Source organism: Plantactinospora sp. CNZ321, from assembly GCF_004217235.1.
Genome location: NZ_SHKQ01000001.1, coordinates 6,273,996 through 6,294,051, shown reverse-complemented (window position 1 = coordinate 6,294,051; position 20,056 = coordinate 6,273,996). Strand labels below are relative to the sequence as shown.

General features: G+C 71.3%; 17 protein-coding genes. All 17 read left to right on the top strand.

Annotation, left to right across the window (positions count from 1 at the left end):
• Window positions 1–634: 634 nt before the first annotated feature.
• The 17 genes from EV371_RS27225 (at window position 635) to EV371_RS27145 (ending at window position 19,979) form a co-directional block, all read left to right on the top strand.
• On the top strand, window positions 635–1,885 hold the full coding sequence (locus tag EV371_RS27225) for an ATP-grasp domain-containing protein (RefSeq protein ID WP_165436843.1): 1,251 nt from the start codon (window positions 635–637) through the stop codon (window positions 1,883–1,885).
• Between the two features lie 16 nt (window positions 1,886–1,901).
• Window positions 1,902–2,324 (top strand): Rid family hydrolase, encoded by a 423-nt coding sequence (locus EV371_RS27220; protein ID WP_130464574.1) that lies wholly within the window; start codon window positions 1,902–1,904, stop codon window positions 2,322–2,324.
• Window position 2,325: 1 nt separating this feature from the next.
• Window positions 2,326–3,243 (top strand): class I SAM-dependent methyltransferase, encoded by a 918-nt coding sequence (locus EV371_RS27215; protein ID WP_349339760.1) that lies wholly within the window; start codon window positions 2,326–2,328, stop codon window positions 3,241–3,243.
• A complete protein-coding gene (locus EV371_RS27210; RefSeq protein WP_130464573.1) occupies window positions 3,240–4,142 on the top strand; it encodes an NAD(P)-dependent oxidoreductase in 903 nt (300 codons plus the stop codon). The genes EV371_RS27215 and EV371_RS27210 overlap by 4 nt, the downstream gene beginning before the upstream one ends.
• A complete protein-coding gene (locus EV371_RS27205; RefSeq protein ID WP_130464572.1) occupies window positions 4,139–4,492 on the top strand; it encodes a phosphopantetheine-binding protein in 354 nt (117 codons plus the stop codon). Before EV371_RS27210 ends, EV371_RS27205 begins: the two co-directional genes overlap by 4 nt.
• Window positions 4,489–8,034 (top strand): thioester reductase domain-containing protein, encoded by a 3,546-nt coding sequence (locus EV371_RS27200; RefSeq protein WP_130464571.1) that lies wholly within the window; start codon window positions 4,489–4,491, stop codon window positions 8,032–8,034. The genes EV371_RS27205 and EV371_RS27200 overlap by 4 nt, the downstream gene beginning before the upstream one ends.
• On the top strand, window positions 8,031–8,891 hold the full coding sequence (locus EV371_RS27195; protein WP_130464570.1) for a 3-hydroxyacyl-CoA dehydrogenase family protein: 861 nt from the start codon (window positions 8,031–8,033) through the stop codon (window positions 8,889–8,891). The genes EV371_RS27200 and EV371_RS27195 overlap by 4 nt, the downstream gene beginning before the upstream one ends.
• Window positions 8,888–9,160, top strand: a complete 273-nt coding sequence (locus tag EV371_RS27190) for a phosphopantetheine-binding protein (RefSeq protein WP_130464569.1) — start codon at window positions 8,888–8,890, stop codon at window positions 9,158–9,160. The genes EV371_RS27195 and EV371_RS27190 overlap by 4 nt, the downstream gene beginning before the upstream one ends.
• Complete coding sequence (locus EV371_RS27185; RefSeq protein WP_130464568.1) at window positions 9,153–10,265, top strand: acyl-CoA dehydrogenase family protein; 1,113 nt, start codon at window positions 9,153–9,155, stop codon at window positions 10,263–10,265. The genes EV371_RS27190 and EV371_RS27185 overlap by 8 nt, the downstream gene beginning before the upstream one ends.
• Window positions 10,262–11,284 (top strand): 3-oxoacyl-[acyl-carrier-protein] synthase III C-terminal domain-containing protein, encoded by a 1,023-nt coding sequence (locus tag EV371_RS27180; RefSeq protein WP_130464567.1) that lies wholly within the window; start codon window positions 10,262–10,264, stop codon window positions 11,282–11,284. Before EV371_RS27185 ends, EV371_RS27180 begins: the two co-directional genes overlap by 4 nt.
• Window positions 11,285–11,297: 13 nt before the next feature.
• Window positions 11,298–13,946 (top strand): amino acid adenylation domain-containing protein, encoded by a 2,649-nt coding sequence (locus EV371_RS34690; protein ID WP_486484802.1) that lies wholly within the window; start codon window positions 11,298–11,300, stop codon window positions 13,944–13,946.
• Between the two features lie 16 nt (window positions 13,947–13,962).
• Window positions 13,963–15,270 (top strand): MFS transporter, encoded by a 1,308-nt coding sequence (locus EV371_RS27170; RefSeq protein WP_130464566.1) that lies wholly within the window; start codon window positions 13,963–13,965, stop codon window positions 15,268–15,270.
• Between the two features lie 26 nt (window positions 15,271–15,296).
• Entirely contained in the window at window positions 15,297–16,343 is a 1,047-nt protein-coding gene (locus tag EV371_RS27165; RefSeq protein ID WP_130464565.1) for a MupA/Atu3671 family FMN-dependent luciferase-like monooxygenase, read from the top strand.
• Complete coding sequence (locus EV371_RS27160; protein ID WP_130464564.1) at window positions 16,343–17,332, top strand: 3-oxoacyl-[acyl-carrier-protein] synthase III C-terminal domain-containing protein; 990 nt, start codon at window positions 16,343–16,345, stop codon at window positions 17,330–17,332. Before EV371_RS27165 ends, EV371_RS27160 begins: the two co-directional genes overlap by 1 nt.
• Before the next feature lie 3 nt (window positions 17,333–17,335).
• Window positions 17,336–18,346, top strand: coding sequence for a hypothetical protein (locus EV371_RS27155; RefSeq protein ID WP_130464563.1), 1,011 nt, complete (start codon window positions 17,336–17,338; stop codon window positions 18,344–18,346).
• 89 nt (window positions 18,347–18,435) lie between these two features.
• Entirely contained in the window at window positions 18,436–18,954 is a 519-nt protein-coding gene (locus EV371_RS27150) for a flavin reductase family protein (RefSeq protein WP_349339752.1), read from the top strand.
• Window positions 18,955–19,019: 65 nt separating this feature from the next.
• Window positions 19,020–19,979, top strand: coding sequence for a TAXI family TRAP transporter solute-binding subunit (locus EV371_RS27145; protein WP_130464562.1), 960 nt, complete (start codon window positions 19,020–19,022; stop codon window positions 19,977–19,979).
• The last annotated feature ends 77 nt before the right edge of the window (window positions 19,980–20,056 follow it).

The window sequence follows — 20,056 nt, the reverse complement described above, 5'->3', positions numbered from 1 at the left end:
GGGTCGCGGTGTCCCATCCGGGCACCCGCGAGGCGGGCACGGGAGGGCATGGCCGGGACCTGTCAGATCATGATCGAAATTGCTTGGAGTCGGGAAGCTTACTCCGCCCGGTCGATCGGGCCAGCCCCGTCGCATCCGCGCCGGAATGAATCTTGCTGTTTGGCCTGCTACCGGCGTCTGCACTTCGACGGAAGCGTCACCGTCCCAATGTCGGGAACTCTTGCTGGACAGTCGCAGTGGTGTCGGGTACGTTAAAGATGCAAATTGATCAACGTCTCGGGGGGCGATGCGTCGGTTATCTTTCTGTGTCCTCGGCTGAACGGCTTGACCAGCCCGTTCTCGCTGTATCGACTCCGGACCCGGGGCGATGTCCAGGCCCGCTGTGGTGGCCTGTAGGTGAGCTGCGGGTAGTGGCTGACCAAGTGCTCGTGGGCCACCTGCGCCACTGACGCTACAAGATGTCTCCGTTGTCGGATTGATGTCCAAGCTGAAGCCGAGATGAAGTCAGCTTGTTGTTAGCTTGGCGCGGGTATCGCGCCGTGGATTCGTTCGGGTACTCCTTCGAATCCGAGGATCCGCCTGTGTGTCTTCACAATGCAGCATCCTTGTGAACGTGTGATTAACGGGGTGAAGTGTGTCCATAGTTGTGGTCTACGACCAGGGCGCCGTCTCGCCGACGGAGATCGTCCAAGCCGCCGATCCGGGCTGCCCTCTCGTCGTGGTCGTGGGCCCGTCGGAGCACGCCCAGCGGATCCGTCCACTGTTCCTGGAGGCCGCTGCCGCGGTGTACGACCTGGCGGACGTCGACCTGATCCCTCGGCTGCGCGGGCACGACGTCACCGGCATGGTCACCTTCAGCGAGCCGATGCTTCTGGCCGCCTCCCTCGTCGCCGCCGACCTCGGTTTGCCGTTCCACGACGCCGCGACGGTGCGGCTCCTGACGGACAAGGCCGCCCAGCGGGAGCGGCTGCGCTCGGCCGGCGTCGACTCCACCGCCTCCAGGGTCGTGTCGGACGTCGCCCAGTGGGACGCCGTGGTGCGCGATCTCGGCCTCCCCGTCGTGGTGAAGCCGGTACAGGGTGTGAGTAGCCGGAACACGGTCCTGATCGGAGAGCGGGAGGCCGGCCGTGCGCAGCTCGACCGGCTGCTGCGCGAGGAGGGCCGGGTGGTCGCCGAGGAGTACCTGCGGGGCGTCGAGGTGGACCCCCCGTTCGGTGACTACGTCTCCGTCGAGACGGTCGTGCACCAGGGCGAGCGGTGCCACCTCGCGATCACCGGAAAGCTGCGACTGGCGCCGCCGTTCCGGGAATGTGGCCAGTTCTGGCCGGCCCGGCTCGACCCGGCCACCCGGGAGGCCGTCCTGCTCTCGGCGGACCAGGCCGTCAAGGCACTCGACGTCCGGACGGGGATCCTGCACACCGAGTTCAAGCTGACCCCGGACGGGCCCCGGATCATCGAGGTGAACGGGCGTGCCGGTGGGTACATCCCGGAGCTCGCGAGGCGTGCCGCGGGGATCGATCTGGTCGACATCGCCATGCGGATCTCCCGCGGCGCACGCGTCGAACTCTCGCCGGCGGACCCCGATCGGGTCTACTTCCAGTTCACGACACCCGCGCCGACCGAATCGGGTCGAGTCTGCGCGGTCAGTGGGCGGGAGTCGCTCGACGGAGTGCCCGGAGTGACCGGCTATCACCCGTTCGTCCGGCCCGGGGTCCGGGTCGGCGGCTACCAGACCCACGATCTCGATCTGGTGGTCGGGGACGTGCCAGACCATGCGGCTCTGGCGAGCACCACAGAAATGATCATGGACGGGATCTCATATCAGTTCGACATCGGCGGCCGGCAGATCAGACGCAGTGCCCGTGACCTGATCGACAACCTCTGACGTACGGAGACAAAGAATGATCAAGACGATCGACAACCCTGACGGAGTGCCGAAGCCGCCCCCGGGCCGGTACTCCCACGTCGCCCGGCTGGAGGTCGGCGGCGGCGCCATCCTGATCCTGTCCGGGCAGGTCGCCGTCGACGACGACCTGAACGTCGTGGCCCCCGGCGACATGCGGGGGCAGTCCGAGCGGATCTTCGAGATCATCGGCAGGATCCTCCAGGCACACGGCGCGTCGTTCGCCGACATCGTCAACATCCGGACCTATCTGACCGACCTCGGCGCGTTGACCGAGTACGCCGAGGTGCGGATGAAGTACCTGCCGACCGATCAGCCACCGACCAGCACCACGGTCGAGGTCTCCCGGCTGTTCCTGCCGGAGGCCGTGATCGAGATCGAAGTGATGGCGGTTCTCCAGGGTTCCGCCGCCGGGGAGTGACATGGCTGTCCTGAGTACCTCGGACGAGCGGTTCCGCGCGGCGGTCGCCGAGCTTCACGTGCCCGTGATGGGGACGGAGACGGTGGCCCCGCTCCTCGCCACGCTGGTCAAACTGGTCCGCCCGCGGCGGGTGTTGGAGGTCGGGATGGGCTACACCACGCCCTTCCTGGCCGCGGCGCTCGCCGAGGTCGCCGAGGAGGTACGGGTCGAGTCACCGGCGCTCGCCGCGAAGACCCGGCCCTACCTCCAGGCGGACGCCCCGCTGACGGAGGAGTGGCTGAACACCGCACCCGCCCTACTGGCGCCCGAGTTCTACCACGCGCCGTACGCGCCCCGGCTGGTCGCCGTGGACGACCTGTCGATCCCCGAGTCGTCGTCGGGGCGCGTCCTGGAGGTGCTGCGTGATCTCGGGCTCGACCACCTGGTGACGGTGGTGAACGCGAACCTGCGGGACTGTGCCGACCGGTTCCCCGCCGGCTTCGAACCCATCGACCTCGCCTGGGTCGACGCCTGGGAGTGCCTCTACTTCTTCGACAACTTCTTCGAGCTGATCAATCCGGACGGGGGTCTGATGGTCATGCATTACCTGATGACGTACCCGGAGGGCGAGGGATTCCTGCGGTACCTCGCCGCGCAGCAACGGAGCCGGCCGGGAGAGTTCGAGATCGTCAACCTGCTGGAGCCGCACAAGCTGACCCAGAACAGCATCACCATCGTCCGCCGTACCAGCGGCGTCGTCCCGCGTCGCTATGCCGAGCCGGGCGAGGAGGTGAGCCTGGGCGAGCCGCTGCGGACCCAGGCCGCGGCGCACGCGGCCGCGGCTCCCGACGGGCCCCACCAGTCGACCGCCCATTCCGGCGGCCCCGTCGCGGACCTGCTCGCCGGGGCGGTCACCGCCGAGAAGGGACGGGTCGGATGAGGATCGACGGACCGATCGGCATCGCGCTGCTCGGGCAGGGCCGGATGGGCGTACCGATGGCCTGCCGGCTCGTCGCGGCCGGGCACCAGGTGACGGTCTGGAACCGTACCGCGCGGAAGTGTGCCGTGGCGGCCGAGGCGGGAGCGCGGACCGCGAACACCCCGGCGGAGGCGGTCCGGGGCGCCGATCTGGTCATCACCATGGTCCGGGACGCGGCCGCGGTCTCGTCGGTGCTGTTCGGCACCGACGGGGCCGAGACCGGGATCGCTCCGGGCGGTGTCGTGATCGAGATGTCGACCATCGGACCCGACCCGCTCGCCGAACTGCGCCGCCGGCTTCGACCCGACATCGGTCTGGTGGACGCGCCGGTGGTCGGCAGCGTCGCGCAGGCGACGGCGGGTCAGTTGCAGATCCTGGTGGGCGGCGCGGAAGCCGACGTGTCGCGCTGCGAAGCGGTACTCGCGGTGCTCGGTCCGGTCACCCGGCTCGGGCCGCTCGGGTCCGGCGCCGCGGCGAAGCTGGTCGCGAACGCGGTCAACATCGCGTCTTTCGCTGTCATCGCCGAGGTGTACGCGCTCGGCGACCGGCTCGGGGTTCCGGCGGACACGACGCTGGAACTGCTCTCCAGAAGCGCGGTGGGTCCGTTCGTGGAACGCATCCGGGAGCGCATCGGCAACCAGAGTTTTCCCACGCAGTTCGCCCTCGGCCTGGCCGAGAAGGACCTGGCGCTCGCGCTGTCCGCCGGCGCCGACCCGGCCGGGGTCATCGGCGCGGCGCGGCAGCGTCTCGCGGCGGCGGTGCGGGACGGACTGGGCGAACGAGACATCAGCGCGGTGATTGAGGACGTGCGCTCCCGCAGGACGGGCAGCGGCACCGACGACACGAGGGGGTCCCAGTGAACACCAGCGAACGGACGCAGGAAGATCTGCTGCCGGAGGTCCGCCGGGCCTGGGCGGAGGTGCTCGGCAGCACGTCGGCCGAGAGCGTGCCGCTGGATGTGAACTTTCTCGAGGCGGGCGGCAACTCGCTGCTGCTGGTCATGCTCTGGGAGGAGTTGCAGACCCTGGTCTCCCGGCCGCTGAAGCTGTCCGAGCTGTTCCAGCACGCCACGGTGCGGGCCCAGGCGGCACTGCTGGTCGGTACCCCCGACGCGGCGAAGCCCGCCGAACCGGCGGTGCCCGAGCAGCGGTCCCTGCTGGCCAGCCGCCGGGCCGCCGCGGCGCCGGTCGGAGGCGGTGCCGCGGTATGAACGAGACCGCGATCGCGGTGATCGGCGTCGCCTGCCGGTTTCCGGACGCGTGGACGCCGGAGCAGTTCTGGGCGAACGTCGACAACAGCGTCGTCTCCATGCGCGAGCTCCCGGATGACGTGCTGCGCGCCTCCGGCGTCGACGAGGAGACCCTGCGGGCGGACGACTACGTCCGGGTCGGTACCCAACTGCCGGGTGTGGCGGAGTTCGCGGGGGACTTCTTCGGCTATACACCCCGGGAAAGCGAGCTGATCGACCCGCAGCACCGCGTCTTCCTGGAGGTCTGCTGGGAGGCGCTGGAGCGGGCCGGTCACGGCGGCACGGCAGCCGGACCCACGACGGGTGTGTTCGCGGGCAGCGGGGTGGGGCACTACTCGGCCGCGCTCTTCGCCGCGAAGGCCCGCGAGGGCGGGCTCGCCGCGGCCGTGGCCGACCTGGACCTCACGCTCGGCGGCGAGGCCGACTTCCTGCCCTCGCGTACCGCGTACAAGCTGGGTCTGCGGGGGCCGGCGGTGAGCCTGCAGACGGGCTGTTCCTCGTCGCTGTACGCGCTGCACTACGCGTCGCTGAGCCTGCTGGCCGGCGAGTGCGACATCGCCCTCGCCGGCGGCTCCGCGGTGCAGGAACCGCTGCTGGGCTACCGGCACGTGCCCGGCGGCGCGTTGTCCGAGGACGGCTCGTGCCGTTCCTTCGACCACCGGTCCAGCGGCACGAACCACGGCTCCGGGGTCGGGGTGGTGGTGCTGCGCCGGTTGGCGGACGCGCTGGCCGGCGGCGACGAGATACTGGCCGTCCTGCATGGCAGCGCGGTGGGTAACGACGGCGCTGACAAGATCGGCTACACGGCGCCCAGCCCGGCCGGGATAGCCCGGGTGGTACGCGCGGCGCTGCGCGTCGCCGGGATCGGCGGCGACCGGCTGCGGTACGTGGAGGCGCACGGCACGGCCACCGCCCTGGGCGACCACGTGGAACTGGCGGCGCTGACCGAGGCCGTCGGCGCGCCCGGTGGACCCGTCGGCTACTGCCGGCTCGGCTCGGCCATGTCGAACATCGGGCACACCGGCCCCACCGCCGGGATCGCCGGTGTCATCAAGGCGGTCCACGTCGCCCGGACCGGGGCACTGCCCCCGCACCCCGCCTTCGAGCAGGCACGCGACCCGGGACTGCTGGCGGAGAGCCCGTTCGTCATCTCCACCGAGCCCGGTCGGTGCCCGGACGAGCCCTACGTGCTGGTCAACTCGGTGGGCATGGGTGGTTCCAACGCCGCGGTGGTGCTCGGCCCACCGCCGCCGAGGGCCCGGAGGACGGCCCCGACCGGCCCGGCGGCGGGCGCCGGTAGGCGGGCTCGGCTCGTGCTGTCGGCGCGCAACCGGACCGAGCTCGACGCGCTGTCCCGCCGGCTCGCCGACTTTCTCGACCAGACCGAGGTGCCGATCGACGACGTCAGCTACACCCTGCGGGTGGGGCGTCGACACTTCGACGAGCGCCGGGTGGTGGTCGCCGAACCGGGTCGGCTGGCCGCGGCGCTGCGCCTGCCCCGCCCGCCGGCGGTGCAGACCCGGCGCAGCTCTCCCCGCCGGGCCGCCCTGGTCGTACCGGCGGAGGTGCGCTTCCCGGCCGACGCCCACGAGCGGCTGCGGGCGGCCCTGCCCGCGGACACCGAGCTGTTCCCGAACCTGGCGGCGGTGCCGGCTGACCGGTTCGTCATCCTCGTCGGCGCCGGAGAGGCCGGCCAGGGCCGGTACGTGCTGCGGCTGGACCGGCCCGACGTGCCGGCACCGCAGGACCCGCCGGATCTGCGGGAGGAGCTGGACGCCGCCCTGGTCGAGGCGTGGCTGCACGGCGTCGCGGTCGACTGGACGCCGCTCTGGTCGGGCCGCGAACGCCGGGTCACCCTGCCCACCTACCCGTTCACCCGCCAGCGGTACTGGGCGTTGGACCGGGTCACGGCCGCTGTCGAGCCGAGGCCCGACGCGCCGTCCGGATCTCCGGCGCCGGCCGTCGGGGACGACGTCGAGGAGGCTCTGCTCGACATCTGGCGGGGACTGTTCGGCGTGCGGACGCTCGGTCCCACCGACCAGTTCGGGGCGTTGGGCGGCACGTCGCTGCTGGCGGTACAGCTGACGTTGGAGATCCAGAATCGCTTCGGCTGCGCCGTGAACGTCCACCGCGCGGGCGGCAGCAAGGTCACGGTGAGCCGTCTCGCCGAGCTGGTCCGGGCGCAGCGCGGCGCGGCCGCCACCCCCGACGCCCTCGACGACGCCCTCGACCGGGGCGACGACGATCTCGTCGACGCGGACCTGAAGCTCTCCCTGGGCACCCTGTCGGCACGCCGCTCGCGCGGCAAGGACCTGTTCCTGACCGGTGCGACCGGGTACCTCGGCGCCTTCCTCCTGCACGAGATGCTGGAGCACACCAAGGGCCGGATCTACTGCCTGGTGCGCGCCGAGGACGAGGAGTCCGGCATGCACCGCCTGCGGGCGGCGGCAACGAAGTTCCTGCTGCCCGAGCCGGACCCGGACCGGGTCCACGTGGTGCCCGGGGATCTGCGCGACGTGGGCAAGCTCGGCGAGCGGTACCGGGACGGTGAACTGGAGCAGCGGGTCGGCCACATCGTGCACTGCGCCGCGAAGGTGGTCTTCACCGAGCCGTACCGGACGCTGCGGGAGGAGAACGTCCTGCCGACGGTGGACCTGCTCAGCTGGGCACGCGGCTGCGGGATCCGGGACTTCAGCTACGTCTCGACGGTCGCCGCCACCGGTATGGCCATGGGATCCGGCCGCTACCTGGAGACCCGGGCGCAGCCACTGGACCCGAGGTCGGGCAGCTACGGCACCAGCAAGTGGGTCTGCGAACGGCTGCTCGACCGGGCCGACCAGGACGGCATGCGGGTACGCGTGTTCCGTCCCGGCCTGATCATGTCGTCCACCCGGACCGGCGCCTGCAACGACCGGGATCTCATCTACTTCGCGCTGGTCAGTGGCCTCGCCGTCGGTGCCTACCCGATGGACGACCGGGTGCTGCCGGCCGCGCCGGTGGACCTGGTGGCGAAGGGGATCGTCGAGCTGGCCCTCTCCCCGGGGTCGGTCGGCCGGGCCTACCACCTGATCGCGGAGCGGGCGGTGAGCGTACGCGGGCTCTTCGCGATGCTGGGCGCGGCAGGTCTGCCGACCGAGCCGATTCCGCTGGCCGAATGGCAGCAGCGGGTCCGCGACCTGGCGCTGGCCAAGGGCAACCCGATCCTGTCCGCGGCGGCCCTGCTGGAGCTGGAAGGGCACGACGAGGACGAACTGGGCGTGCAGGCGACCGGTTGGCAACCGTGGCTGCGCCGGCACGGGCTCGATCCGCAGCTGACCGGCGAGACGGTACGCCTCGGCATCGAGTACCTGGCCCGGCGGGATGCCCGGGTCGGCGATCTGGTGGGGCATCTCCTCACCCCCGGCCCGAGCAGCACCTCCGCCGGCAGCAGTTCCGGCCCGAGCAGCCCCGCCGTGAGCAGTTCCGGCCCGAGCATCCCCGACACGCACGAGGAGAGGCGATGAGCAGGCAGACGAGCAGCCGGGTGGCGGTCCTCGGCGCGGGCGTGATGGGTACCGGCATCGCCGCACTGGCCGTCGGCAGCGGTGTTCCCGTGGTGCTTGTGGACATCGACAAGGAGCGCCTGGCCAAGGCGCGGGCGGAGGTCGCGCGGCAGGTGCGGCTGGCGCAGTTCCTGGGCCACCTGTCGGCGACGACCACCGCCGGTGAGCTGGAGACCACCACGGACCTGGCCCGGGTGGCCGGTGCCACCGCCGTGATCGAGGCGGTCACCGAACGGATGGAGGCGAAGGCCGCGGCGTTGGCCGGGGCGAGCGCCGCCGTCGCCCCGGGCACCCTCGTGGTCTCCAACACCTCGGCCGTGCCCATCGACGAGCTGGCGCAGCACGTGACGCGGCCGGCGGACCTCGTCGGCATCCACTTCATGAACCCCCCGTACCTGATCCGCACGGTGGAGCTGATCCGCGGTCCGCGCTCCGGGGACGCGGCGATCCGGGCGGCGGAACAGTTGCTGGCCGAGCTGGGCCAGACCTCGGTGCTGGTCGGCGACGGTCCCGGATTCGTGATCAACCGGATTCTGCAGCGGGCCATCAACGAGGCGGCCCGGGTCGTCGAGGAGGGCATCGCCACTCCCGAGGCGGTCGACGCCGTCTTCACCGGCTGCCTCGGCCATCGGTCCGGTCCGCTGGCCACCGGGGACCTCATCGGCCTGGACAACGTCGTCGACTCGCTCCACGTCCTGTTGGAGCGCACCGGCGACGAGGGCTACCGCCCCTGCGAGCTGTTGCTGACCAAGGTCAAGGCAGGCGAGTTCGGCCGCAAGACCGGCCGAGGGTTCTTCGACTACGAGGGAGCGCAATGAGCACGTCGACCGCACCGATCGAGGCGCACGAGATCAGTAACAACCTCGTCGAGTTCATCGCGCGACAGACCAAGAAGACCGTCACCGCCGAGGTGGACCTCTTCGGCACCGGCCTGGTCTCCTCGCTCTTCGCGATGCAGCTGGTGGCGTACGTCGAGAGTACGTTCGGGGTGGCCGTACAGGGCCCGGACCTGAAGCTGGCCAACTTCCGCAGCGTGGCGGCGATCACCGAACTCGTGCTGCGGTTGCGCGAGGGTAACGGTGGCTGACCGGTACGCCGCGGCGGCCGAACTGGTCGCCGAAGCGGTCGGCTCGGACGCGGACGGATGGGACCTCGCGGGTCGTCTCCCCGACAACGTACTGCGCCGGCTGGCCGCCCACGGCGTGCTCTGCCCGGGTGTTTCCGCGGAGTTCGGCGGGCTCGGGTTCACCGCCGCCGAGCTGGGCGAGTTCACCGCGTACGTGGGCAGCCGGTGCTCGTCCCTGCGCAGCCTGATGACGTCGCAGGGCATGGTGGCGTGGGCGGTGCGCCGGTTCGGGGAGCAGCACCAGCAGGCGACGTACCTGCGCCGGTTGACCTCCGGGACGCTGGCCGCGGTGGCGTTCAGCGAGCCGCGGGCCGGCAGCGACCTGGCGGCGATGACCACCCGCATCACCCTCACCGGTGACCGGGTCGAGGTCTCCGGGAGCAAGGTGTGGGTGACCGGGGCCGCCTACGCCGACCTGCTCCTGGTGTTCGGACAGCACGCGGACGGCGCGGCGGCGGTGCTGGTACCGGCCGACGCGCCCGGCGTGCGGGTGACCCGGGTGGCGGACCCGATGGGGTGCCGGGCGGCCGGGCACGCCGATGTGGAGCTGGACGGGGTCACGCTCGCCGCGGCCGACGGTGTGCTGCTGGCCGCCGGGCTGCCCCTGGACTGGCTGATCACGTCGGTGCTCACCCACGGCCGGCTCTCGGTGGCCTGGGGTTGCGTGGGCATCCTGCGGGCCTGCCTGGCCGCCGCGACCACACACGCGCAGGCCCGGGAGCAGTTCGGCAAACCGTTGGCCGAGCATCAACTGGTCGCCCGCCACCTGGCGGAACTGCTCGTCGCCGAGCAGGCGTCGACCCGGATGTGCGAGCACGCCAGCCGCTGCTGGGACAACGGCTCACCGCAGCAGGTCACTGCCGCCGTGGCCGCGAAGCACTTCGCGGCCACCCAGGCGGCCCGGGGCGCCGCTGCCGCCGTCCAGGTCCTCGCCTCGGCCGGCGCCCGGGACGGGCACGTGGTGGCCAGGGCGTACCGGGACGCGAAGTTGATGGAGATCATCGAGGGCAGCAGCGAGATCAGCCAACTGTTGCTGGCCCGGCACGCGCGGGAGCTGTGGACATGAGCACCGGCAACGGCGGCACCGGCAAGGACAGCAGTGGCAGCGGCGGCACCGGCAACGGCGGCATCGGTATCGGGCGCATCCACTGTGTGTTGCCGGAGGAACAGGTCAAGGTTCTCGAACTGCCCGAGGTCGAGCTGCTCGGCCACGACGAGGCCCGGTTCGTCGCGGAATCCGGGGTCCGCACCGTCGGGGTCCTTCCCGACGCCGAGATCGGCGAGTTGGCCGCCCGGGCCTGTCGGGAACTGCTCGCCGCCGCCCCGAGCCACCCCGACCTGCTGATGATGGTCGCACCCCGCTCGCCCGACGTGCTGCTCGGCTCGGACGTGTGCCGGGTACAGGCGGAGGTGGGTCTGGAGTCCAGCTTCGCGTTCACCGTCGACGGACTGGGGTGCACGGGTTCGAGTGCGGCGTGGGCGCTCGCCCGGGACCTGCTGGTCGCCGATCCGGGTCGGACCAGCGTGCTGATCACCCATGGCAGCCGCCCCACCGGCGTCGACCGGGTCCGTTACCCGGTGACGGTGATCGGCGACGGCGCCTACGCCATGACGATGGTGCGGGGTGGACGCCCCGTGCTGCGTGGCCACCGCATGGAGACCGACGGCAGCTTCCACGACCTGTTCCGGGTGGACTACAAGCAGGCGCCCTGGTACGAGTGGCGGGAGGTGTGCGAGTCGCCGGACCGGTACCGGTTCGAGATGGCGATGCACAGCCGGATGCGGCTCGGCCGGATGGTCGACGAGGTGCTCGCCGAGGCGGGACTCGACCGGAGCCAGGTCGCCGCCGCGGTGATGCAGAACGTCACCGCCTCGGCGTTCGAGTTCTACGAGACGCTGCTGGGGATCCCCATCCATCCGGTCTGCCGTACGCACCTGGCGGATTACGGCCATCTCGGTGCCATGGACGTCGTGCTCAATCTGGACCGGCTCATGACCAGCGGAGACGTGTCGACGGGGGATCACGTGCTGGTCCTCAACAACAGCCCGGTGGCGGCCTGGGCGGTGACCCTGTGGGAGATGTGAGGAGGTGCCCGAGGTGAGTTCCGAAGCGGTCAAGTGCCTGGTGTGGGACCTGGACAACACCCTGTGGCAGGGCGTGCTGCTGGAAGACGGCGAGGTACGGCTCTCCGACGAGATTCGCCGGGTCATCGTCGGGCTCGACGAGCGCGGCATCCTGCAGTCCGTGGCCAGTCGAAACGATCACGACCACGCGTGGGCGATGCTGGAGCGGCTCGGCGTGGCGGAGTACCTGGTCCTGCCGCAGATTGGCTGGGGGCGCAAGTCGGACGCGATCGCCGCGATCGCGGACGAGCTGAACTTCGCGCCGCGCACCATCGCGTTCATCGACGACCAGCCGAGCGAGCGGGCGGAGGTCGCCTACCGGCTGTCCGAGGTGCGGTGCTATCCGGCCGAACAGGCGACCGAGCTGCTCGACCTGCCCGAGTTCACCCCGAGTACGGTCACCGAGGACTCCCGGCGTCGCCGGGTGATGTACCAGGCCGGGTTCGCGCGTGACGCGGCCCGGGCCGAGTTCGGTGGACCGGACGAGGAGTTCCTGCGCACGCTCGACCTGAGGATGTGGATCCGGCGGGCGGACAAGGAGGACCTCGCCCGGGCGGAGGAGCTCACCCTGCGTACCAGTCAGATGAACGCGACCGGCGTGCACTACTCGGATGCGACGCTGCGTACGCTGCTGACCGATCCTCGGCACGAGGTCCTCGTCGTGACGATGAGCGACCGCTTCGGGCCGCACGGCGCGGTCGGCATCGTCCTGCTGGAGAAGTATCCGGCGGTGTGGCACCTGAAGCTTCTGGCGACGTCGTGCCGGGTGGTCGTGTTCGGTGCGGGAACGGTGCTGCTGAACTGGATCTCCGACCGGGCGGCCTCGGCGGGCAGCCATGTGGTCGCCGACTTCCGGTCGACCGACCGCAATCGGATGATGGAGGTGGCCTACCGGTTCGCCGGGTTCGGTGATGATCCGTGCGACTGCCACCTCGACGTGCCGGACGCCACGGACGGGGTGCAGCGGCTGCACCTCCGGCCGGAGCGCAGGTGCCCGCCCAGCACGATGAGGGTGCACGCGGTGGACCTGCTGCGGGCCGGCACGGACCTGGTCCGGTGGGAGCTGCCGGTGTCGGAAGGGGTTCCCACCACCCTTTACGAGTGGTTCGCCCGGACGGTGGAGCGGCAGCCGGACGCGCCCGCGCTCGACCTCGTCGACCCGGTGCTCAGCTATCGGGAGCTGCGCCGGTGCGCGGAGGTGATCGCCAGCCGGATCCTCGCGGCGCGGAACGGCCCGCCGGCCCGGGTGGTGCTGCTGGCCACCCGCAGCCTGGTGGCGTTCGCCGGTTACCTGGCCGCGGCGCGCCTCGGCGCCACCGTGGTGCCGCTGAACCCGGGCCACCCGAGCTACCGCAACCAGGTCATCTGCAAGACGATCGGTGCCGACGCGCTGATCGCCGACGAGAGCGGCGCGGCACAGCTGGACGACCTCGCCGGGACCGTCGGCGCAGTGCTGCGGCTCACCGAGGCCGACGTGCTCGGTGGGCGGCCCGACGCCCTTCCGGAGTACCGCACCGGTCCGGAGGACGTGGCGTACGTGCTCTTCACCTCCGGCTCCACAGGTACGCCGAAGGGGGTCCCGATCACCCACGGCAACGCGTCGCCGTACGTGGCCCGCAACATCGCCCGGTACGAGGTGGGGCCCGGTTGCCGGGTCTCGCACACCTTCGACCTCACCTTCGATCCGTCGGTCTTCGACCTCTTCGTCACCTGGGGCGGCGGGGCGACGCTCGTGCCACCGACCCGGACGGACCTGTTGACGCCGGTGGACTACCTGGCCGACCGGGCCATCACCCACTGGTTCTCGGTGCCGTCGGTGGTCTCGGTCAGCGCGAACCTCGGCAACCTGCCGACGGACCGGCCCACCGTGCTGCGGCAGAGCATCTTCATCGGTGAGCAGTTGACCTACCGGCAGGCCAGGGCGTGGCGGGCGATCGCCCCGCAGGCCCACCTGGACAACGTGTACGGCCCGACCGAGCTGACCGTGGCCTGTACCGAGTACCGGCTGCCGGCCGATCCGGACCGGTGGCCGCGGACGTCCAACGACACCGTGCCGATCGGGCCGGTGTACGAGTTCCTCGACCACGTGATCGTCGACGAGGAGGGCCGGTCCGCGGCAGAGGGCGAACTCTGCGTCCGGGGGGTGCAGCGGTTCGGTGGATACCTGGACCCGGACGACAACCGCGGGCGGTTCCTGGCCGCGCAGGGCGACCGGTTCCTGCCCTCGGACGAGACCGTGCCCGCGCCCGAGCACTACTACCGCACGGGGGACCGGGTGCGGTGGGAGGACGGCGAGCTGGTCCACCTCGGCCGGCTCGACCAGCAGACGAAGATTCGTGGCTACCGGGTGGAGTTGGGCGAGATCGAGGCGGTGCTGACCCGGCATCCGGACGTCACCCAGGCGGCGGCGGTCACGGTACGCGAGGCGGACACCACCGAGCTGGTGGCCTTCTACACCGGCCGCAACCTGCCGTACCCGGAGTTCGCCCGGTGGTTGCGGACCTACCTACCGATCCACCTGGTGCCGCGGCGGCTCTACCACCGCGACAGTTTCCCCCTCAACGTCAACGGCAAGGTCGACCGCAACGCGTTGCGGGAGACCGTTCTGGCCGGCAACGGCTGACGGGAGCGCACGGACCATGTCATTCCTCCGGGACATCATTCCCCCCGCCGGGCTCGTCCGGCTGCTGGCGATCAGCAACCTTGCCAAGACGACGGCGCACGGCATCATCATGACGATCAGCGTGCTGTACTTCACCCGGGTCGTCGGGATCGCGCCGGAGCGGGTGGGCCTCGCGTTGACGGTCGGCGCCGGGGCGGGGATGCTGTCCAGCGTGCCGGCCGGTCGGCTGGCGGACGTGCGGGGGGCGCGCGGCGTGACCGTCACCCTGCTCTTCGTCCTGGGGCTGGTGACCTGCGGGTACGCGTTGGTCACCAACTTCGTCGGCCTGCTGCTGGCCGCGGCGGTGGTACTCGCGATCGAGTCCGGCTCCAACGCCGCCCGGGGCGGGCTGCTGGCCGCCCTCCTGGCGCCCGAGGAGCGGGTGCGGGCCTGGGCCTACATGCGCTCGATGGCCAACATCGGGGTGTCGCTCGGTGCCGTGATCGGCGGGTCGGCGCTGCTGATCGATTCGCGGTCGGCGTACGTGGCCCTGCTGGTGGCGGCCGGTGGGCTGTTCGTGCTCTCCGGCCTCGCCTTCCTGCGGGTGCCCGCGGTACCGGCCACCCCGACCGCCTCGGACGAGGACGGCGGGCCGAAGTGGGTGGTGCTGCGGGACCTGCCGTACGCGGCCGTGTCGCTGGTCAACAGCGTGCTGGTGATGAGTGACGCGCTGCTGATCGTCGCGATGCCGATCTGGATCAGCCAGCACACCTCGGCACCGCCGTTCTTCTTCACCGTCCTGCTGTTGATCAACACCGCGACCGTCATCCTGTTCCAGGTGCGGGCCAGCCGGGGCGCCGAGGACGTCGCCGGCGGGGTCCGGATCTGGCGCCGGGCCTCGCTGGCGTTCGCCCTGTGCTGCGTGATCTTCGCCCTGGCCAAGGGGCAGGGGGTGTGGCTGGCCGCCATCATCCTGATCGCCGGCACCCTGGCCCACGTCCTTGGTGAGATGTGGCACAGCGCCGGAGCCTGGTCGTTGAGCTACGGCCTGGCCCGGGACGGCGCGCAGGGGCAGTACCAGGGCCTGTTCGAGACGTCGACACAGCTCGGTTCCATGGTCGCCCCGCTCGCCATCACCGGCGCGCTCGCCGCGCTCGGGTACGGCGGTTGGCTGGTCTTCGCCGTCGTGTTCCTCGTCGCCGGTTCCGTCGTGCCACCGCTGACCCGGTGGGCGCGGCGCACCCGACCGGTCGCCGCTCCCGGCGGCTCCACCTCGGACCCGGCAACCGGCACGCCCGAGCCCGTTCCTCCCGCGGCGAGCCCTGTCGCCGCGACCGACAGCTGACCGAATCTGCGATCGGGGAGGTCACAGTGGATTTCAGTCTTTTCTACTTCGCCAACAACAGCAACGAGGAGGACAGCGACCGGTACCGGCTCCTGCGCGAGGGCGCCCGGTTCGCCGACGCGTTCGGGTTCGCCGCGATCTGGACCCCGGAACGGCACTTCCACCCGTTCGGCGGCCTCTACCCCAACCCGTCGGTGACCAGCGCCGCGATCGCGGCGGTCACCGAGCGGGTGAAGATCCGGGCGGGCAGCGTCGTCGCGCCGCTGCACCATCCGTTGCGGATCGCCGAGGAGTGGTCGGTGGTCGACAACCTCTCGCACGGGCGGGTGGGCATCTCGTTCGCGTCCGGTTGGCACGCCACCGACTACGCGCTCCGGCCGGAGAACTACGCCGAGCGAAAGCGGTTGCTCGGGGAGTACGTGGCGACCGTGCGGAGACTGTGGCGGGGCGAGGCGGTCTCGGTGGTCGACGGCGTGGGGGAGACACAGGAGGTACGCGTCTACCCGCGCCCGGTGCAGCCGGAGCTGCCGGTCTGGATCACCAGCGCGGGCGGGGTGGAGACGTTCCGGATGGCCGGCCAGCTCGGCGCCGGGGTCCTGACCCACCTGCTCGACCAGGACCTGGACACCCTCTCCGTCAAGATCAAGGAGTACCGCGCGGCGCTGGCCGGTCGCCCGGACGCCGACGGGTGGCCGGGACACGTCGCCCTGATGATCCACACCTATCTCGACGAGGACGAGGCGGCGGCCCGCGAGCTGGTGCGGGAGCCGCTGACCGGGTACATGCGCAGCTCGTTGGGGCTGATGGTGGGCTCCCGGCCGGACGGCAAGCGCGCGGTCGACCTGTCGAAGCTGTCGGCCGAGGACACCGAGTTCCTGCTGGACCGCGCCTTCACCCGGTACTTCGACCATGGCCTGCTGGGCACCGTGACGAAGGCCCGGCAGGTGGTCGACCAGTACCGCGACGCCGGGGTGGACGAGGTCGCCTGCCTCATCGACTTCGGCCTGCCGGTCGATTCGGTGCTGTCCGGCCTGACCCGCCTCGACCAGCTACGAAAGGCGTGTGACCGGTGATGCCGATCGAACCCGGGGCGCCGGCCCGGGCCGGAATCGTGGACGTCGAGGTCGCGTTCCCGGAGGGCCGGATCACCGTCGACCAGCTGCACGAGAGCTCCGGCGTCTCCCTGCCGGAGATCCTGGAGATCACGCACGGCAAGGAGTTCCCGGTCCTGGCGCCGGAGGAGCAGGCGTGGGAGCTGGCGGTGGACGCCGCCAGCACGATCCTGGACCGTACCGGCACGGACCCGGCGACCGTCGGCAAGGTCATCTACGCCGGGAGCGGCTGTTGGGACATGCCCTTCTGGTCACCCGCGGCCAAGGTCGCCGACGAGTTGGGCATCACCGGGGCGCACTGCTTCGAGGTGGTCAACTTCTGCAACGCCCTGATGACCGGGCTCGGGATCGCCGCCGGCGGGATCGCCCCCGGCGGCGACGAGCGGGCGCTGGTGGTGGTGGGCGAGCGGTTCAGCGGGGTGGTGGACCGCGCCGATCCGGACTCGAAGGGGCTGTTCAACTTCGGCGACGCGGCGGCGGCCCTGCTTGTCGGCGGGTCCGGTCACTCCTTCGGGTACCTGGCGTCGTCGGCACACACCGATCCGAGCTGGTGTGACCACTACGGGGGCGAGTACCACGACGGGGGGATCCGGCTGCGGCGCCGGGGCAACCGGAAGGGGCTCGCGGAGGCGTACACGGACAACTACGTGGCGCTGGTCGAGCAGACCCTGGAGCGGGCCGGGCGGCGGCTGGCGGACGTGCGCTACCTGCTGGTCAACCAGAACGACCGGAACGTGCAGCACCGCCTGCTGAAGGCGCTCGACCTGTCCCCGGACCGCAGCGTCTTCAACCATTCGGAGCTGGGGCACATGGGCTGCGCGGACACCGCGATCGCGCTGCGCCAGGTGTGGGACCGGGCGGCGCTCGACGACGGCGACCTGGTGCTGCTGGCCGCGAGCGGGATGGGCTTCAGCTGGTCGGTAACCGCACTCGAATACCGGGCGGGGTAGGACATGGCGCTCGTTACGGTGGTCACCGACAACCTCGACGACGTCGGGGCGGAGGAGTTCCTCCAGCTCGACGAGGCGGTCGGCGCGCTCGGCTGCCACGGCCGGCTGGTACAGATGTCGAACGACCCTCGCTGGGAGCCGCGGTACGTCGTGGTCCGCGACGGGCCGCGGCTGTGCGCCGCGCTGCCGATCTATCTGGGCCGGGGCGAACAGTGGTCCGACCAGATCCACTCGCCGGTCGCCTGGGGCCAGGCGGAGTCGCCGGTCCCGGAGAAGAGCGCCCTGATCGGCGGGCGTTTGGAGATCCGGGGGAGTTTACGGTGCCGGGAGGAGCCGGAGGTGCTCCGTGCGGTCTCCGACGCGGTGGCCACCGTTACCGAACTCGCCGGGCGGTCGCTCTACTTCGGCTACCTCGACCCTCGGCAGCAGCGGCTGGCCGAGACGCTGTTCGGCCCGATGGAATGGCTGGCCGAGTACGAGGATCTCGCGTACCCGGAGGAGGTCGTGCTGGGGTCCCCGGACGCGCTGCCCAGCAAGGTGCGGCACACTATCCGGGCCGACGAACGCCAGATGGCCAAGCACGGCATCACGGTCGAGGCGGTGCCGTGGCGGGACTACCGGGGAAGCGCCTGCGACCTGATCGCGGCGCACAACAACCGCATGCAGACGACGGACCACCCGGCGCTGGTCCGGTACCGGATGGACCAGTGGGACGACTGCGCGGAGGTCTCCGTCCTCGTGCTGCACGCCCGGGCCGGGGACGAGGAGGGCGTCCTCACCCTGCTGCGCTTCCACGACGAACTGGAGGTGTACGAGGTGGGGCTCCCCGAGCACAGCAGCCCGGCCCGCCGGGCGCTCTACGCGTGCCTGATCTTCCACGGGCCGAGGCAGGTCGCGCGCAGCCACGGGTTGCGGAAGGTGCACGCCGGACTGGGCACGGCGACCCCGAAGCGGTTGCGCGGCGCCGAGGCGGTGGCCCGCCGATGCGGAAGGGCGTTGCGGACGCCCGGGTGACGGTGCGGACACCGAGGTCAGGTCCGGGCACCTCGGGCACGGGCGGGGGAAGTGGGAAGTCCGCGGAATCCACGAAACGGAGGCAGGTCGTGGGGTTGCAGGCGTACAGCGGCCAGGCCGGTCTCGATCCCGCCGCCTTCAAGGAGGCGATGTCGTACCTGGCCGCACCCGTGGCGGTGGTGACGACGCGGGATCACGAGGGCCGGTGGTGGGGGTTCACCGCGAGCTCGGTCATGTCGGTGTCGCTGACCCCGCCCCTCGTGCTGGTCGGGGTGGCGCACGAGTCGAGCTGCCTCGACGTGCTCGCCGAGGCACCCTGGTTCGTGGTGAACCTCCTCGGCGAGCAGCATCAGCACGTTGCCCGCCGGTTCGCGACCCGGGGGATAGACCGCTTCGCCGAGCAGGACTTCCTCGTCTGCGCCGATACCATGGTGCCGCTGCTGGCCGACGCCCACGCCGCGTTCCGGTGCCGGCGGGTGGACCGGATCCTGGCCGGTGATCACGATCTGTTGCTCGGTGAGCCGGTCGAGGTGCGTACCCAGGCGTCGGCCCAACCACTGCTGTGGTACCGCCGGGAGTTCCACGTGGCGGCGCGGCAGATCCGGTAGCCGGACGACGCCGTGGGCGACCGCGGTGAGCAGCCAGGGAGAGCCTCCGTCCGTACCATCTCGGCATGGAGCTGATCCCGGAGCTGCGGCTCAGCCGGCGGGCGGCGCTGTTGGCCGCCGGAGGGCTGCTCGCCGGTTGTTCGCGGCAGCCCGAGGTCGACGAGGTCCACCTGCGCCTGGGCACCGGCCCGGCGGGGGCGGTGTACCGGCGCATCGGCGCTGCGCTGGCCGAACGCATCACCCGGCAGGTGCCGGGCGCCACGGTGAGCACCGTGCCGAGCGGGGCGTCCACCGACAACATCCGGATGCTGCTCGGTGGCGACGTGCAGCTCGGGCTGTCCAGCCTGGACGCGGTGATCACCACCGACGGCCGGGTGCCGGAGGGGCTCTCGGCGATCTGCCGGCTCTACGACAGTCACCTGCATCTCGTGGTGATGGCCGACTCGACGATCGACGAGTTCCGGGAGATCGAGGGCAAACGGGTTTCCCTGGGCGCGCGCGACTCGGGCACGGAGTTCACGTCCCTGCGGGTGCTCGATCTCGGGCCGACGGACACCGAGGGCCGGTACCTCAGCCAGGCCGAGTCGGCGGCGGCGCTGCGCGACGGCGAGATCGACGCGATGTTCTCGCTGACCGGCGTACCGACACCCGCCATAACGGATCTGGCGCAGCGGCGCCCGATCCGGCTGATCCCGTTGGACGAACAGGCCGGCGGGCTCGTCGTGGCGTACCCCGGCCCCTACGCACCGGCCATGATCACCGCGACCGCCTACGCCGGGGTCCAGGCCACCCGCACCGTCGCCGTGCCGAACGTGCTTCTCGTCCGTGACGACCTGCCCGAGGATCTGGTCTACGCCATCACCGACACGGTCTTCGTGCACGCCGGCACGATCACGTCGGCTGGCCGGGGCGACGCCGAAGCCCTTCCCCAGGTGTGGCAGATCAACGTGCGTACCGGGATCTCCACCGCGTCGATCCCGCTGCACCCGGGCGCGGCGGCCTGGTTCCGCGACCACAAGCGCTGACCGCCGACGAAACCCGGACCTCGGTCACGCCGGCCGTGCGGTCATGTCGTCGGTGGCGGTCATGCCGGCCGTGGCGG